General features: G+C 44.1%; 15 protein-coding genes. 7 read left to right on the top strand and 8 right to left on the bottom strand.

Annotated features, from left to right (window positions below):
- The first annotated feature begins 83 nt into the window (after positions 1 to 83).
- The 5 genes from ACFQ21_RS20615 to ACFQ21_RS20635 all read left to right on the top strand — a co-directional run bounded on the left by ACFQ21_RS20615 (position 84) and on the right by ACFQ21_RS20635 (position 3,911).
- Positions 84 to 2,531: a TonB-dependent siderophore receptor gene (locus ACFQ21_RS20615; protein ID WP_377581990.1), complete on the top strand. Its 2,448-nt coding sequence runs from the start codon at positions 84 to 86 to the stop codon at positions 2,529 to 2,531.
- A 214-nt stretch (positions 2,532 to 2,745) separates the two neighbouring features.
- The gene (locus tag ACFQ21_RS20620; RefSeq protein WP_377581993.1) at positions 2,746 to 2,973 is read left to right on the top strand and encodes a type II toxin-antitoxin system HicB family antitoxin; all 228 of its coding nucleotides are present in this window, start codon (positions 2,746 to 2,748) and stop codon (positions 2,971 to 2,973) included.
- A complete protein-coding gene (locus tag ACFQ21_RS20625; protein ID WP_377581996.1) occupies positions 2,966 to 3,082 on the top strand; it encodes a type II toxin-antitoxin system HicA family toxin in 117 nt (38 codons plus the stop codon). The genes ACFQ21_RS20620 and ACFQ21_RS20625 overlap by 8 nt, the downstream gene beginning before the upstream one ends.
- On the top strand, positions 3,027 to 3,182 hold the full coding sequence (locus tag ACFQ21_RS20630) for a type II toxin-antitoxin system HicA family toxin (RefSeq protein WP_377581998.1): 156 nt from the start codon (positions 3,027 to 3,029) through the stop codon (positions 3,180 to 3,182). Before ACFQ21_RS20625 ends, ACFQ21_RS20630 begins: the two co-directional genes overlap by 56 nt.
- Before the next feature lie 33 nt (positions 3,183 to 3,215).
- The gene (locus ACFQ21_RS20635; RefSeq protein ID WP_377582001.1) at positions 3,216 to 3,911 is read left to right on the top strand and encodes an SIR2 family NAD-dependent protein deacylase; all 696 of its coding nucleotides are present in this window, start codon (positions 3,216 to 3,218) and stop codon (positions 3,909 to 3,911) included.
- Here the strand turns inward: ACFQ21_RS20635 and ACFQ21_RS20640 are convergent.
- Positions 3,901 to 4,521, bottom strand: coding sequence for a TlpA family protein disulfide reductase (locus ACFQ21_RS20640; protein ID WP_377582003.1), 621 nt, complete (start codon positions 4,519 to 4,521; stop codon positions 3,901 to 3,903). The two genes, ACFQ21_RS20635 and ACFQ21_RS20640, sit on opposite strands and share 11 nt — an antisense overlap.
- A gap of 171 nt (positions 4,522 to 4,692) precedes the next feature.
- Between ACFQ21_RS20640 and ACFQ21_RS20645 the strand changes: the two genes are divergently transcribed.
- Positions 4,693 to 6,483 (top strand): hypothetical protein, encoded by a 1,791-nt coding sequence (locus ACFQ21_RS20645; RefSeq protein WP_377582006.1) that lies wholly within the window; start codon positions 4,693 to 4,695, stop codon positions 6,481 to 6,483.
- Between the two features lie 259 nt (positions 6,484 to 6,742).
- Here ACFQ21_RS20645 and ACFQ21_RS20650 read toward each other — a convergent pair whose 3' ends face one another.
- From ACFQ21_RS20650 to ACFQ21_RS20680, 7 genes are all read right to left on the bottom strand, one after another.
- Positions 6,743 to 7,192 (bottom strand): DUF7832 domain-containing protein, encoded by a 450-nt coding sequence (locus tag ACFQ21_RS20650; RefSeq protein ID WP_377582009.1) that lies wholly within the window; start codon positions 7,190 to 7,192, stop codon positions 6,743 to 6,745.
- 55 nt (positions 7,193 to 7,247) lie between these two features.
- Complete coding sequence (locus tag ACFQ21_RS20655; protein ID WP_377582012.1) at positions 7,248 to 8,480, bottom strand: nucleoside recognition domain-containing protein; 1,233 nt, start codon at positions 8,478 to 8,480, stop codon at positions 7,248 to 7,250.
- A gap of 93 nt (positions 8,481 to 8,573) precedes the next feature.
- Complete coding sequence (locus tag ACFQ21_RS20660) at positions 8,574 to 9,269, bottom strand: 16S rRNA (uracil(1498)-N(3))-methyltransferase (protein ID WP_377582016.1); 696 nt, start codon at positions 9,267 to 9,269, stop codon at positions 8,574 to 8,576.
- A gap of 3 nt (positions 9,270 to 9,272) precedes the next feature.
- Positions 9,273 to 9,536, bottom strand: coding sequence for an acyl-CoA-binding protein (locus ACFQ21_RS20665; RefSeq protein ID WP_377582018.1), 264 nt, complete (start codon positions 9,534 to 9,536; stop codon positions 9,273 to 9,275).
- An 87-nt stretch (positions 9,537 to 9,623) separates the two neighbouring features.
- The gene (locus ACFQ21_RS20670) at positions 9,624 to 10,910 is read right to left on the bottom strand and encodes a citrate synthase (protein ID WP_377582020.1); all 1,287 of its coding nucleotides are present in this window, start codon (positions 10,908 to 10,910) and stop codon (positions 9,624 to 9,626) included.
- A 95-nt stretch (positions 10,911 to 11,005) separates the two neighbouring features.
- A complete protein-coding gene (locus ACFQ21_RS20675; RefSeq protein WP_377582022.1) occupies positions 11,006 to 11,824 on the bottom strand; it encodes a prohibitin family protein in 819 nt (272 codons plus the stop codon).
- A gap of 115 nt (positions 11,825 to 11,939) precedes the next feature.
- Entirely contained in the window at positions 11,940 to 12,701 is a 762-nt protein-coding gene (locus ACFQ21_RS20680; RefSeq protein ID WP_377582024.1) for a hypothetical protein, read from the bottom strand.
- Positions 12,702 to 12,813: 112 nt separating this feature from the next.
- On the opposite strand from ACFQ21_RS20680, the gene ACFQ21_RS20685 reads away from it, so the two are divergent.
- Positions 12,814 to 15,507: a tetratricopeptide repeat-containing sensor histidine kinase gene (locus ACFQ21_RS20685; protein ID WP_377582027.1), complete on the top strand. Its 2,694-nt coding sequence runs from the start codon at positions 12,814 to 12,816 to the stop codon at positions 15,505 to 15,507.
- The last annotated feature ends 215 nt before the right edge of the window (positions 15,508 to 15,722 follow it).

The following is a 15,722-nucleotide window of genomic DNA, read 5'->3' on the forward strand; positions in this document are numbered from 1 at the left end:
TTTAAAATCAATATAAATAATAGCGCTTCCAATAGACCTCATGCGGGGTGTACAGAAACGCTATTGTCCTAACTGTAAGCTATATGCAACGTACGTATTTACTTTTTTTCTTCCTGATGATCAGCGCCAGCCTCATGGCCCAGAACAAAGGTTCTGTGAAAGGTGTTGTGAAATCATCTGACGGACAACCTGCTCCTCATGTAAATGTGATCCTGAAAGGCACCAGCAGAGGAACCACTGCCAACAACAAAGGCGAGTATGAAATAAAGAATGTCGATGCCGGTAATTATACTTTACAAGTGTCTTTCTTAGGACTTCAGACGTCTGAGACTCCTATAGAGATAAAGGCCGGTGAGACAACTGTTGTGGATGAGATCGTTCTGAACGAAAACTCACAGCAACTGGATGAGATTGTTATCAGCGGTTATAAAACCAATGAGTTCGATCGCAAGCAAAGCGATTATGTAGCCAAGCTTCCATTGAAAAATATTGAGAACCCGCAGGTATATAATACCATCAGTGCTGAGCTTATAAAAGACCAGGTGGTAACAAGCTTTAACGATGCACTTAAAAATGCTCCGGGTGTAAGCAGACTATGGGAGTCTACCGGCCGCAGCGGTGATGGTGCCGGATATTTTTCGCTGCGCGGATTTTCTGTGCAGCCTACACTGATCAACGGTGTACCCGGACTAACCAACGGTGGACTTGATGTAGCAAACATTGAAACGATCGAGATCATGAAAGGTCCTTCCGGAACGCTCTATGGTAGCAGTCTTATTTCGTATGGTGGTCTTATCAACATCGTAACGAAGAAACCTACGTTCAGTAAATTCGGTGGAGAGATCGCCTATAACACCGGCAGCTTTGGCCTGAACAGAATTACTGCGGATGTAAATGCTCCGCTAAGCAAAGACAAGAAGATAGCATTACGTGTGAACACAGCCTATCACAGCGAAAACAGTTTCCAGGATGCAGGCTTCAAGAAGGCAATCTTCTTTGCACCATCCTTGGCGTATGAGGTAAACGAAAGACTTTCGTTCCTTGTGAACACGGAGTTCTTAAGCTCGGAAAGCACCAACCAAACAATGCTCTTCCTCGACCGAGGTGCTCCGCTGACTGCGGCCAATCTTGATGCGTTGAACTATGATCATGAACGTTCCTATACCAGCAACGATCTGTCTATGAAAAATCCAACGTTTAGCCTACAGGCCCAGATGAATTACAAGCTGTCTGACAAATGGAGATCACAGACTGTATTGTCAAGAAGCTCTGCTAAATCGGATGGATACTATTCATATATTTATGAATCAACACGATTCTATCCGATCAGTGAAGGAAGTATATTTGGTCGCTATCTCAGCAAGCAGAATTCTACTACGCTTACTACCGATATACAACAGAATTTCATTGGTGATTTCACCATCGGCAATCTGCGCAACCGCGTGGTGGCTGGTCTTGATTACTATGCTAACAGCGCTCAGAACAATGATACAGGTTACGTAGGTAACGGTTCAATCTACATCGGTAACGCAAGTATAGAAGAAGTAAACCAGGTTGTTTTCGGAATTACTGATCCGGAGCAATACGAAACTGACAATGACAATGGTCAGTTGTCTCGTGCTGCTACCGATGCTCTTCTGGCGAACGCGGGTTCTAACAACACTACCGCAAAACAGGAAGTATATAGTGCGTACGTTTCAGATGTGTTGAACATCACACCAACCTTGTCAACGATGGTAAGCTTGCGTATTGATCATTTCGTGAACAAGGATAATGAAGAAAGCAACCAGACCGCGTTGTCTCCTAAATTTGGCATAGTATATCAGCCGCTGAAAGATCAGCTTTCGATCTTTGCAAACTATATGAACGGTTTCAGCAACGTAGCACCGCGCACTGAAGGTTCAGGCAGTGATATTGCCGTAAGATCGTTTGATCCTGAACAAGCCAACCAATGGGAAGCCGGTGTTAAAACCGATTTGTTAGATGGTAAAGTAAGCGCTACCCTGAGCTACTATGATATACAGGTGTCCAATGTGGTTCGCCAGGATCCAACCCGCGTGAACTATTATGTACAGGATGGTGAAAACTATAGCAAGGGTGTTGAGTTCAGTATGATTACTGCTCCGCTTCCGGGACTGAACGTGATAGCTGGCTATAGCTATAACGACAGCAAGATCACCAAGACCGACAGTGAAGACTATATCGGCAGAAGACCAGAGAGTGCCGGTGCGCAACACATGGGTAACCTTTGGATAAGCTACCGCCTGCGTGAAGGTGCCCTGCAGGGATTGGGATTTGCCGTTGGAGGAAATTACTCAAGCGAGTATGCTATACTGGATCGTGCTACTACGGGCACATTCAAACTCCCTTCATATACTTTGCTGAATGCAGCGCTGTCCTATAACACCGATGCGTTCCGTATAGCTTTCAAACTTGATAACCTGACGGATAAAGAATACTACACCGGTTGGTCTACCATCAACCCGCAAAAGCCAAGAAGCTTTACTACAAGCATAAGCTTCCGCTTCTAAGATATATTCTGTGTTGGAGATTTTCGGTTAACGATTACTTCGGTAATGGTTAACCGATTTTTTTTCGCGGAATACCAAGCTATTGCACAGAGGTTCACGAAGGAGGCACAGAGTTTCAAAAAGTTTTTACTCGGTGTTACTCTGTGTCTTCTTGATGTTCTTGTGCAATTGGATTTGGGTTGGTATTTATCCCGTTAAAATAGTAGCTTTGGATATGAACCGTACATATCAATTCACAGCAGTTATAGAGAGGGGAGGAGACGCTTACGTTTCTCTTTGCCCGGAGTTGGATATTGCATCACAGGGCGATTCTGTTGAAGAAGCGAAACAAAATTTAAAAGAAGCTGTAGAGCTGTTTTTCGAACATGCTTCAGCAGAAGAAGTAGGGAACAGACTTCACAGTGAAGTATTTATAACACGTTTAGAAGTAGCAGTTGGGTAAGCTTCGTATACTCTCCGGTGCAGAAGTTTGTGATATTCTGGCACAGCAAAACTTTGTTCAGGTACGACAAAAGGGTAGTCATATTATTATGCAAAAAGCGAACAGATAATTCGACTATTACAGTGCCTGTTCCCAATCATAAAGAAATCAAATTAGGAACACTGTTATCAATCATCAGGCAATCTGGTGTACCTAAAAACGTTGTTTGAATCGTAATATAGCCTGGTAAATATAGCTTTAACATGAAAAAATTAGTAGTCCTCAGCGGTGCCGGCATCAGTGCAGAGAGTGGAATACCAACCTTTCGTGATTCAAATGGTTTATGGGAAGGTTTCCGTGTGGAGGATGTTGCATCTCCGGAAGGATGGCTGCGAGATCCTGAGCTCGTTCTGGACTTCTATAACGAACGCAGAAAGAAAGCCCTGGAAGTAAAACCGAACCGCGGCCATGAAATACTCGCTGAACTTGAAAAGCATTTTGATGTTACCATCGTAACGCAGAACGTTGACAATCTTCACGAGCGTGCCGGCTCTTCCAAAGTTATACACCTGCATGGCAGTTTGTTTGAATCACGCAGTACGCGAGATGAGCGTCTCGTATACCCTATAGATGGATGGGAGCTGAAGATAGGGGATACATGTGAAATTGGATCACAGCTTCGTCCGAATATAGTATGGTTTGGTGAGATGGTTCCGTTGATGGAGGTCGCAACACATCACGCCAGGTATGCAGATATATTTATAGTGGTGGGTACCTCGATGGTAGTATATCCTGCCGCAGGTCTGATTAATTATGTTCCTGACGAAACTATGAAATACGTAGTGGACCCTAAGAAGCCTGAAATCAACTTAGGTATACCGAACGTCAGAATGATAGTTGATAAAGCGAGTACTGGTATGGAAGTCGTGAAGCGCGAACTGCTCGACCTTATTTCTTAGCTGTAGCAGAAAGATCTTCCAGGAATTTCTTGAACTCTTCGGTATCGTAATTGGCAGTACCTACTTTTTTGGAGGCCACTCTTCCATCCGGACTAATTACAAAAGTTGTCGGGATAGAAGGTACGTTCAACAGCTCGGGTAAAGCACCGGCAGGTATATATACCGGGAAGCTGTGTTTTTTGTCAGTCAGGAATTTTTCAACCTTCTCTTTGTCTTCAGCACGATCCAGCGAAAGCATTACAAATGCGATCTTGTCATGGTCAACCTTATCGTATAGCTTTTGTATGCTCGGCATTTCAATGCGGCAAGGTCCGCACCACGTTGCCCACAGGTTGAGGAAGATCGTTTTGCCTTTGAATTGATTCATATCAACCTTGTTGTTCCCAAGGTCGGTGAGGGTAAAGTTATAGTCGAAACTTTTTGTTACCACCGGGGCTTCAGGTTCGGCATCCATTACGCCCGTGCTGATGATGGCCGCACCGGTGATCGATGAAATACCCGCCAGAATTCCCGTGTAACGCAACACCAGCACAAACACAGCGATGGTCACCCAAGGTTTTATAACCCTTACAACGGAGGCTATACGCGGATTTTCAAGCATTTTTTTCATAGCAATCAATTTTACTTTTAGAAAATGTGGAAAATCTGAAACGACTTGCCCTAAGCACCTGTGGTCAGCCTTTCCGCTATAAAGATAACTAACTCACATCAATATGTTAGGGTTACTATTGTTCCCTCTTTTTTAATTAATTTCGAAAGTTAATCTACACTGTCCCTACCCATGATTAAAGTTGGTTTTATCAAGATTGTGGCCCTTATGCTGCTTGTCTCGTCTGCTGCGCATGCGCAGAAGGTAAAGTATAAGGATATTTTCGGACTGCTTAAAACGAAGCAATACGAAGCTGCAGAACCCTTCCTCCGGAAATACCTGAAAGAGAACGATGATAATCCGAACGCCTTCCTCTACATGGGTATCATTGCGCATGAGAAATCCGCTAAAGAAGATATTCTGAGAAACACCGCGAAGACTATCTCGCAGATGGATACGGCTATATATTTCTACACCAAAGCCTACCAGACCATCACGGAAAAAGAACTGAAGCGCAACGATGAATATTACGAACTCTACAACCGCAGAGATCTGCGTACCGGTGAGTTCGGTGTAAAGCTTTCAGACGTACAATTTGATATACAGAAAAAACTCGAAGGACTCCGCGAACGCATCGACCGACTAAAAATGGTGAAGCATTACTTTGTGCTGGCTGATAGTTTGTATAAAAAGTCCAATGCGCTATACCGCTCGATTCAAAAAACATATCCCGGTGAAAAAGAATTTTACCTGCGCGCGGATGACAAACTTCTAAGCTCGCTTACAGCCTTGGCAGTGCGGTATGATTCGGCTGTGAAAGCTTTTGATACCTATAAAGGCGGTCTTGCTACATTAGGCAAAGTAGGCTATAACCAGGTGATGGTACCGCGTGAGATAACCGATTTCAAGAATGAAGGATCGGCTGCGGCTGATTTTTACAAGAACGAACTCGAGGTATGGGACTATCGCAAGTTCGCTGATAAATCGAAAATTGTTATCGAGAAAGAGATACTGCCGATGAATAAACATTTGGTGGAGTATGATATCGAGATCAACAAGCTGCGCGATAAGCTTGCGAAAGATTCTGTTTCGGTTCGCAGCGATCTTACCGCTCTGATCGATAAGTTATTGATGACACAACTGAAGAAGTTTGATAAAGACCCGCTGCCCATGGAAGTGTTTAGTCTGAAGATGGCCGAGCTGGAGTATAGATCAACGCTCATCGAACATAAAAAGCAAAGCGACTCAACCAACGTACATCAGCAACTGGAGCGTACAACACGCGAGCTGCGTTACCTTTCCAAACTTGATAGTATAGCAGGCAAACTTAATGGTGAAAATATAGAAGCTAAAGCGGAAGACTATACTTACTTCATTACCAACACCTATAATAATTCCATCGTGTTGAAGAGCTACGTAAGTACATTAAAAGATTTTGCTGAACGTGAGAAGAAGCAGCTCGATAAAAAACTGACCAGACGTAATGAAGCGTTACGCTGGCTGGTGCAATTGCCAGACTCTATTCCATTGTTTACCGATGCCAAGCGCTCGAAGTTCAAGCCGCTGTCAATTATTGATGAGAAATATACTGCAGGTCTATATTATAAAGATTCATTGAACGCTGAGGGATATTTTTACTCCATCACACCTACGCGTGTGCCCGATATAAAGATCAAATTTGCTGTTGATAAAACATGCTTTAAACAATCAGGCTTGCCGGCTGCCAAGTCACTTACCTTCTCGGATGCTAACGGGCAGATATACTTTGTGCTGATGTATAGCGAGAAAGCAAACAAGGAAAATAAATACACAGCAACGCTCGCAAAGATATACCGTTCTGACGGACTTGCCTGGAGCACCAACTATCAATTGGCCTTCGTACCGAAAGAACTCATGTTCAAGCAGGATACGGGTGAACTCACGATCAAGGCAGATGCTTTGGAGAGTATTGTGGATAAGAATGGGAAGATGGTTATCCGTTAATCGTTATCCGTTACAGGTTAACCGTTAATCGTGAAATAAATCCCAAGCACGGAGGACGCGGAGAAAGGCACAAATCAAATCACAAAGGGTATATATGACTCTGTGCGCTTGTGTAATGGATTTTACAAAACGTAATTAGCAGCAGTATACTTAGATATGTAATATTTCTCCAACGATTAACAATTAACAGATAACGATTAACGAAAAGAGACTGCCCCGAATAGGAGCAGTCTCTTCACAAAATATCTTCAAGCTTCGCTTAACTTCCCACTAATTTCTTCCAGTCGGAGAAGCGCATGTCGATGCGGTTCTTTATTTTTTCATAGTTCTCCCAGCTATCGGTTACGTGATAAATTGACGGGAGTGTTCTTACGAGAATTTCGTCATAATCATTTCTGTATAGGCCGCCACCATAGTAGTAGTAGGTAAACATATTACCCTGGCGATTAAAGAGCTCATAGCCTAAATATCCGTCCCATATCTCACTGAGAATTGTACAGGATATTTCTCTGCGTTTAAAGCGGAAAATCTGGTTGGATGCTTCGTCTTCAAAGTACTCAGAGTATAAACCGGAATCTATGATCCACCCGAGGTACATACCGATGTGTACATAGGCTTGCTCGATTGGTAGTGAGTCCGGGAAATTTCCAAGGAAGTGACTCTTTGCGTTATCGTAAATAGTCTTTTGGATATCCGCTTTTCTTTCCATATAACAATGATAATCCTGATTAAGGAGTTTAACAACAATTACTTTACTTTATATTCTAATGGAAGAACATGTAACCAACAAAGATGGCTGCAATTATTCCTGCAACATCTGCGATTAATCCTCCGGTTAATGCGTATCGTGTTTTGCGCACGCTTACAGAACCAAAATAAACTGCCAATATGTAAAATGTAGTCTCGGCACAACCACGGAAGATAGCCGCGAGGTTTGCAACAAACGAATCGGGACCAACACTCTTCGATACTTCAATCATCATACCGCGAGCGGCTTGGCCACTTAAAGGTTTGAGGAATGCTACGGGTAGCGCTTCAACAAAGTCGGTGTTGATATTCATTAGCCCGAAGACCCATGCTATGCCCTGGATGATATAGGTCAATGCACCCGATGTTCTGAACAACCCGATGCCTACAAGTATAGCAATGAGAAACGGGATGATCTTGATCGATGTCTCAAAGCCTTCTTTCGCGCCTTCTACAAATGTCTCAAAAAGTGGAATGCGCCTCCTGAGTCCGAGCAGCAGAAAGGATACAATAATGGTGATGATAATAACACTGGTGAACAATGTTGATTGCCGCTGCAACTCTTCCTGTGGTAACGATGCAAAGTATGATACACCGGCCCATACAATTGTGCTAAGACCTACCAGGTATGCAAGTACAACAGGCTCGAGTAAATTGATACGTTGCTTGATGCTTAAGTATATAAGTCCTACAATCGTGGAGCAGAATGTAGCGATGAGTGTCGGTATAAAAATGCTCGTAGGATTTACGGCACCCAGTGTGGCACGATCGGCAATGATCGATAGAGGTATAACGGTAAGCCCCGATGTGTTCAACACCAGGAACATGATCTGTGCGTTGGACGCTGTATCTTTATTAGGATTTAATTCCTGTAACTCCTTCATGGCTTTTAGTCCGAGCGGAGTAGCGGCATTGTCCAAACCAAGAATGTTGGCGCTAAAGTTCATGATGATTGAACCCGTGGCCGGGTGATCTTTCGGAACTTCGGGAAACAAGCGCGAGAAGAAAGGACCAACCAGTTTGGAAAGTATAGGAACAATACCGGCACGTTCACCAATCTTCATCAGCCCTAACCATAACGACATGACACCGGTAAGTGCAATAGAAATTTCGAAGCCAGTCTTCGCCATATCAAAAGTTGATTGCAACATGTGGGGGAACACTTCAACGTCCTGGAAAAAAATCAGCTTCACAAGAGAGACAACAAACGCGATCAGGAAGAAGGAGACCCAAATGTAATTCAGAATCATAGGCGTTGTAAAAAAGTAAATTTAGTATAAAGATCGGCAACTCTATACTTCTGTTGAAACCAATAATGGTTCAGTATGTAAGATGATTACTGATTAGTTGTTGATGAGGTTGAGAATATGACACGCTGCAAGACCCGCGGTTTCGGTTCGCAGTCTGCTGGGACCGAGGCTTACTTTTTTAAAACCATTTTGCAACGCCGCGTTAAGCTCATCGAGAGAGAAATCGCCTTCCGGACCAATCAATACAACGTAATCTTTTCCGGCTGTTGCCATATTTTTCAAGTGATCTGGATTCTGTTGATCAACATACGCGATAAATTTCTGCGTTGCATTGCTACCGAGTATATCTTGAAAGGGGAGAAGACCTTCGATGCGGGGAAGTGTTGCCTTGAGCGATTGCTTCATGGCGCTGATCGCTACTTTTTCCAGGCGCTCTTTTTTCAGATACGTTCGCTCGGTGTTCTCGCATTCAACGATCGAGATTGTATCAACTCCAAACTCAACCGCTTTCTCTACAAACCATTCTATCCGATCAGCATTTTTCGTAGGAGAAATTGCTATATGAACAGTGAAATTGCGAAGAGGCTGCGCAATCTTTTCAGCGATGCGAAATGTACATTGCCTGTCGTCTGCTTTCGTAATAACTGCATCATAGAAGAAGCCGTGTCCGTCTGTTATGCGAAGCGTATCACCAACGGTATGGCGAAGCACTTTCACACAATGACGTGACTCATCGGCATCGAGATAAGAAATTCCCTGGGGGATTAGCGGCTGATAAAAGAGGTTCACGCGTTACGCGTATTGCTGATGGAGTTTTTCAACCAATTGAATATAGTCTTGCATGGCCAGCTCTTTGGATTTGCCCTTCAGTTCTTCCCAGGCATCGTACTTCGCGATGGCTTTGAAGTCGAAGCCTCCCGGACGCTCGCCCGATACATCGCCTTCTGTAGCTTGTTTAAAGAGTGCATATAGCAAGAGCAGTTCTTCGTTGGTAGGACGTCTTGTGAGTTCCTTTGAACGTGCTACTGCACTTTCGAATTGTTGCTGTAGTTCCATGATGTTTAACGTTAATCGTTAACGGTTATCCGTTAATCGTAATCCAGTATAACGGATAACAATTAACGGATAACGATTAACATTCCCTTATCGTTTGGTGATGTCAACGTACGATCTCAGTTGTGCTCCGGTATATATCTGGCGCGGACGGCCGATTGGTTCTTTGTTCTCGCGAAGTTCTTTCCACTGCGCGATCCAGCCCGGCATACGTCCCATAGCGAACATTACAGTGAACAGATCGGTTGGTAAACCTAATGCACGGTAAATGATACCCGAGTAGAAGTCTACGTTTGGATATAGTTTGCGTTCCACGAAGTATGGATCTTTCAGCGCAGCTTCTTCAAGCTTCTGTGCAATCTCCAGCACCGGATCATTTATACCTAATTTCCCCAGTACATCATCCGCAGCTTTCTTGATGATCTTCGCGCGCGGATCGAAGTTCTTATATACACGGTGTCCGAAGCCCATAAGACGGAACGGATCGTTCTTGTCTTTTGCTTTGTTGATCCACTTCTCGGTATCGCCACCATCTTTCTTAATGGCTTCGAGCATCACGATAACTTCCTGGTTAGCACCACCGTGAAGCGGTCCCCACAGGGCATTGATACCGGCAGATATAGATGAGTATATGCTGGCTTTGGATGAACCTACGATACGTACAGTAGAAGTAGAACAGTTTTGTTCGTGATCAGCGTGAAGGATCAATAACTTGTCCAACGCATCGGCTACTACCGGGTCAACTTCATACTGTTCAGCCGGAAGCGCGAACATCATTTTGAGGAAGCGAGCGCTATAAGCCAGTGAGTTATCAGGATAATTCACCGGGTGACCTACTGCATTTTTATACGCCCATGCCGCGAAGGTTGGCATCTTGGCCAGTGAACGTACAATGCTGAGATATACTCCCTCTGCCGAACGGTTCGGATCGAGTGACTCCGGATAGAAGGCAGTCTGTGAACAGAACAACGAAGCCAGTACACCCATCGGATGCGCTGTTGACGGAAAACCATCGAGTATCTTCTTCACATCCTCGTGTACGAGTGTATGTGTTTTAATGTCGTTGGAAAACTTGTCGTACTGCTGCTTGCTTGGTAACTCTCCGAATATCAAGAGGTAAGCAACTTCCAGGAAGTTAGACTTTTCAGCCAGTTCTTCAATTGAGTATCCGCGGTAACGAAGAATCCCATTGTCGCCATCCAGAAAGGTAATAGCACTTTTGGTAGCTCCAGTATTTTTATAACCTAAGTCCAGAGTAATCACTTTGGCCTTCTCCAGAAGATCACTGATATCAACAGCTACTTCTCCTTCAGTTCCTTCAATGACTGGCAGTGTGTACGACTTACCATCAATGATTAATTCAGCAGTTTTCGACATTTTAATATGAGATTTAACAGCGGTTTTAAATATACAGGGCAGATCGTTGCAATCGAAAGGAATGCATTAAAAATGCATTAAAAAATATATTTTTTTTAATTGTTGCCCAAAATCAGAGGCAATCCATCACCACCTGAACCTACCACCACTACTTTTGAATTTGGCGACTTGGAAAGTTCCAACGTAGCTTCAATGCCGCGCATTTTTAAGAGTTTATCTGTTAAGCTGCTGTTAACGATGTTGTTAGCTCGCGCTTCACCTTCGGCTGCTATACGTTTACGTTCGGCTTCACTCTTTTCTTTCTCCAACCGGTATTGATAGGCGAGTGCTTCCTGCTCTTGCTGAAGTTTATTCTCAATGGCAACACGTATCTGGTCGGGTAATTTTATAGAGCGTATCAGCACGGCTGTAGCATTTACGTAGTTGGCGTTCAATATCTTTTCGGTTTCACTTTTAATAGACGTTTCAACTTCAGCGCGTTTGGTAGAGTAAATCTCTTCGGCAGTATACTTGGCCATTACCTGCCGCGACACCGAACGCACCTCCGGAATTACCAGGCGGTTAATATAGTCTTTGGTGAACTTCTCGTGAATGTCGCCAATCTTGCCGTGCATCGGGAAGTGACGTACCGATACTTCTACGTGAATCGGCAAACCATTCTTGTCGTTAATGTCCATGTTCTCTTCAGAAGTAATCTCAGCTACTTCGTATATAATCACATCATTCCAGGGAGCTTTCATGTGCGTGCCGGGGTCAATGATGTTTTCCTTATCAAGCGCTTTGCCGAACGGATAGAATATAACAGCGCGTTCGGAAGGGCCAATCTTGTAAAAGATACTGGATGAAAGTCCTGCCAGTATAAAAAGAGCGATCACGCCCAGTATAATAAAAGGTAAGAGTCTGCGGTTGTTCATATATGATCAGGTTTAAATTTTTTTTCAGAAACTATATATACTCTATATTATATCAGATAACAGTACGATTTAAAGTAGGCTAATAGAAGAAATGTATCCTGCTTATAGCCGGTTGTTATGCTTCGGCAGTTTCATTTCCTTTGGGTGGTTTAGGCAATCCCATCAGTTTACCTATAATTAATACGACAAATAAATTACTCCACACGGCTTCAATAACACTGATGTTGCGGATGAGTCGCGTGGTATCAGGCTGTGCAGGATCGAGACCGCCCAGAATACACATGCTATACCGCACACACTCCGAGTAATTGGGCAGTCCTAAAGCCAGGTTGGGTCCCATGCTTCCCGGGTTTATAATGCAAATAAGATCATAGAGGCTTCCGAAGGATATACCGATCATCAGGTAAATACACGCAGAGCCCCAGAGTTTATCCGGTGTTAGAAACTCACTCGAAAATATATCACGTATAGCAAACGCTATCACGGTTACTTCGATGGGGAACAACAAGCCGTGGATAATCATCAGGTATATCTGACGATCAGGCACTTCGAGTATAGTATAGTATGGAAACTCCACAAGTACACCGGTACATACAATGCCCACGAGTATAATCAGGTATGTGCGCACCAGTAATGCACTCCGGGTAAAATTTCGAAGCATGTCCCAAAGTAAAAATGCGTAGATCGCTCCGAACGAAGAGAAGATCGTGGTTACCAGTTTGGCGGCACTGGTTTGTGTGCCCTCCAGCAGAAATTGTGAGAGCGTAAGACCAAGGATAATGATGACGATCTGGATCACCACTACATTGCGATAGTCCTTTTGTTTCTCGCGGGTGAGCTCAGACTTACTGGTCAGGAGGCTGATAGACTTGAACATTTTTACCGTATAACCTTAGAAAGTTACTATTTGAATATGAATTATTCGAAATAAATACTTTTTTGAAAGCTATTCTTTAAATTCCGCGATTTAGAGCGCTTTAATCTACACCATGAGAAGACTTTTACTAGTCTTGGTATGCTTTCTTTTTACAACGGTAGGGGCATGGGCACAGCAGGTACTGGTCGATAGCCTTGTCCATGTTTTGAATGCTACCGAGAACAATGCCGCCCGGGTCGATGTCTTGTGCGAGCTGAGTTCCGTAAGCTATAATTATGATATTGAGCTCGGGTATTCTTATGCCCAGCAAGCCTATGCTAAAGCCAAGCGTCTCAACTATGAAAAGGGCATGCGTTATGCCCTTATCCTGCAAGGATTTTATCACCAGGACATTGGTGAAAATGAGACTGCATTAAAATACTATCGCGAAGCATCTGCACTATATGATTCGCCTGACGATCTGCAGGCGTACGGCTATGTAATGACTGGTAATTTATACCGCATCATGGCACAATACGATTCTGCCAGTATAGCGTATGCCAGAGGATTGGCTGTGCAGGACAACATAAAATCGGAAACCTATCGCGCGTATACCTACAAAAGTATGGCCCGCCTCTATATGGTGCAATGGAAAAACAAAGAGGCGGAGGAGAGTCTCATAAAAGCGCTGGAACTATATAAGAAAAAGAACAGCAGCCGCAGCGTTGCCGATACGGAGCTTTTGCTGGCACGTCTCTACCGGAATAAAACGGAGTACTCCAAAGCAGATGTATATATAGCGAAGGCCTGCGAAACTGCCAACGCCCTGAAAGATGATTTCCTGCAATTTCAATGTCTCGGAATAACGGGCGAAGTTCGGGCTGATAACGGTGATTATACCGAGGCGCTCGAACTATATTTCAGGGCGTTGAAAATGCTTACTTCAAAAAACATTCCCACCATTACTGGAAATCTGTACTATAACATTGGGTCTGTCTATGAAGAACGCGGTCAGAATGACCTGGCGTTGAAGTATTTTCTGGAAGCTCTTAAGATAGCCGAGAAGCTGGGCGATAAACATGAAGCGGCAAGAATACAGAGTAGCGTGGCGTGGATCTACAAGAACCAGTTGAACTTCGGCCTCGCCCACGACTATATAAAGAAGTCACTTGCCATTCGTGAGCAGATACAGGATGAACACGGTGTATCGAACTGCTACAACGTACTGGGCCTGATTTATTTACTGGAAAAGAAGTATACCCTGGCGCAGGATTATATGCTGAAGTCACTCGCCATTCGTAAACGCATCGATCACAAGAAAGGTATATCGGCCAGTCTGTTCAACCTGGGATTGATCAGCGAAGCACAGCAGGATTTTGACAATGCCATGCGTTACCAGGAAGAAGCGCTGGTGATGGACGAACGCATTGGCAACCGTTACGGTCTGGGTATATCCTATAATTCCATAGGTAATTTATATACCCGGGTTGGCCGGTTGGCGGATGCGAAACACTACCTGGAAAAAGCAAGAGATATAGGAAAAGAAATCCATTCGGAAACACTGCGGATGTATAACAAACTATTCTGGTCGCAATACCTGGAAGCGAAAGGTGATTTTAAGAATGCATTGGTATATCATGAGCAATACTCACAGTTGAATGATAGTATCTATAGCGAGAGCAATGCGGGTAAGCTTGCAGAACTGGAGGCGCTATACCAGGTTGAAAAGAAAGACGAAGCGATTGTAATGCTGAACCAGCAACGCGAATTGCAGAAGAACCGGATCGATATTCAGCAGTCACAAATCAACCTTCAGAACACGGTGATCTTGTTTGGTATAGCCGGCACTATACTGATCTCCATACTGGCTATAAATATATACCGGTATAACCGTCAAATGCGTAAAGCAAATATATCTATAATCGAGCAGAAGGAAGAGATACAGGCGCAGTCGGAAGAGCTCACGGAGGCCAACCAGCGCCTCGTACGATTAAACGAAGAACTCATTGAAAAGACGGAAGAGATACAGGCACAATCAGAAGAACTTCGTGAAACGAACGAGATGATCGTAGAGATAAACCGTGACCTGGATGAAATGGTAAGCAAACGTACGGCACAGCTGAACGAAGCCTATAAAGAGCTCGATACATTCTTCTACCGGTCTTCGCACGACTTCAGACGACCGCTTACAACGTTTATGGGACTTGCCGAAGTGGCCAGCGTAACGGTAAAAGATCACAACGCACTCGAGCTATTTGATAAGGTGCGTGAAACGGCACGCAGCCTCGATAAGATGCTGATCAAGCTGCAATCCATCAGCGATGTAGGGGCACAGCAGTTGGTATATAAAGAAGTATTTATTGAAGAAATATACCAGAATATCTGTGATGATTTTCGCGAAGATATTCTGGCAAAAGGTATCAAAACATTTTGCGAGGTGTCCTTGCATGAACCGTTCATATCATATCCCGCCATGGTTCGTATCATATTGGAGAACATGGTGGAGAATGCCATCAACTTCTGCACACCGGTAAATCCGTTTATACGCCTGCAGGTTCACCAGGAAAATGATGAATGTATCGTGATACTGGAAGACAACGGACAAGGTATACTCAAGGAGTATCACGAACGTGTTTTTGAAATGTATTTCCGCGCCAGCGATCGCAGCAAAGGCAACGGACTGGGACTCTATATAGTGCGCAAAGCAGTAGAGAAACTGAACGGCACCATCGCCCTCGAAGCCAGTATAAATGAAGGTTCACGCTTTATCGTTCGCCTCCCGGTAAGTTACCACGAAAGCCTATTGACGTCACGCTTCAAACTATAGGAGCCACTGGCTGCAGACTTCTGGTTACAGGCAGTTCGCTCTGGGGCTGAAAAGCCGGCCCGGTATATAGTGAAGGCTGCAAGCTACGGGCCACTGGTTACAGGCTGTTTGTTGTCGATCCCTAAAAAAGGTTGACCGTTTTTTACTAATCAAACCATCGGACAAACATGAACCTGGGGTTCTGTTTCCGGGGTAAAATCAGTACGACTTGATGT

Source organism: Ohtaekwangia kribbensis (assembly GCF_042676245.1).
In the GTDB taxonomy this organism is placed as follows: Bacteria; Bacteroidota; Bacteroidia; order Cytophagales; family Cyclobacteriaceae; genus Ohtaekwangia; species Ohtaekwangia kribbensis.

Excerpts from the sequence above, each read along its gene's own strand:
- ACFQ21_RS20615 (WP_377581990.1), top strand. The coding sequence starts at position 84 with ATGCAACGTACGTATTTACTTTTTTTCTTCCTGATGATCAGCGCCAGC.
- ACFQ21_RS20620 (WP_377581993.1), top strand. The coding sequence starts at position 2,746 with ATGAACCGTACATATCAATTCACAGCAGTTATAGAGAGGGGAGGAGAC.
- ACFQ21_RS20635 (WP_377582001.1), top strand. The coding sequence starts at position 3,216 with ATGAAAAAATTAGTAGTCCTCAGCGGTGCCGGCATCAGTGCAGAGAGT.
- ACFQ21_RS20640 (WP_377582003.1), bottom strand. The coding sequence starts at position 4,521 with ATGAAAAAAATGCTTGAAAATCCGCGTATAGCCTCCGTTGTAAGGGTT.
- ACFQ21_RS20645 (WP_377582006.1), top strand. The coding sequence starts at position 4,693 with ATGATTAAAGTTGGTTTTATCAAGATTGTGGCCCTTATGCTGCTTGTC.
- ACFQ21_RS20650 (WP_377582009.1), bottom strand. The coding sequence starts at position 7,192 with ATGGAAAGAAAAGCGGATATCCAAAAGACTATTTACGATAACGCAAAG.
- ACFQ21_RS20655 (WP_377582012.1), bottom strand. The coding sequence starts at position 8,480 with ATGATTCTGAATTACATTTGGGTCTCCTTCTTCCTGATCGCGTTTGTT.
- ACFQ21_RS20665 (WP_377582018.1), bottom strand. The coding sequence starts at position 9,536 with ATGGAACTACAGCAACAATTCGAAAGTGCAGTAGCACGTTCAAAGGAA.
- ACFQ21_RS20670 (WP_377582020.1), bottom strand. The coding sequence starts at position 10,910 with ATGTCGAAAACTGCTGAATTAATCATTGATGGTAAGTCGTACACACTG.
- ACFQ21_RS20675 (WP_377582022.1), bottom strand. The coding sequence starts at position 11,824 with ATGAACAACCGCAGACTCTTACCTTTTATTATACTGGGCGTGATCGCT.
- ACFQ21_RS20680 (WP_377582024.1), bottom strand. The coding sequence starts at position 12,701 with ATGTTCAAGTCTATCAGCCTCCTGACCAGTAAGTCTGAGCTCACCCGC.
- ACFQ21_RS20685 (WP_377582027.1), top strand. The coding sequence starts at position 12,814 with ATGAGAAGACTTTTACTAGTCTTGGTATGCTTTCTTTTTACAACGGTA.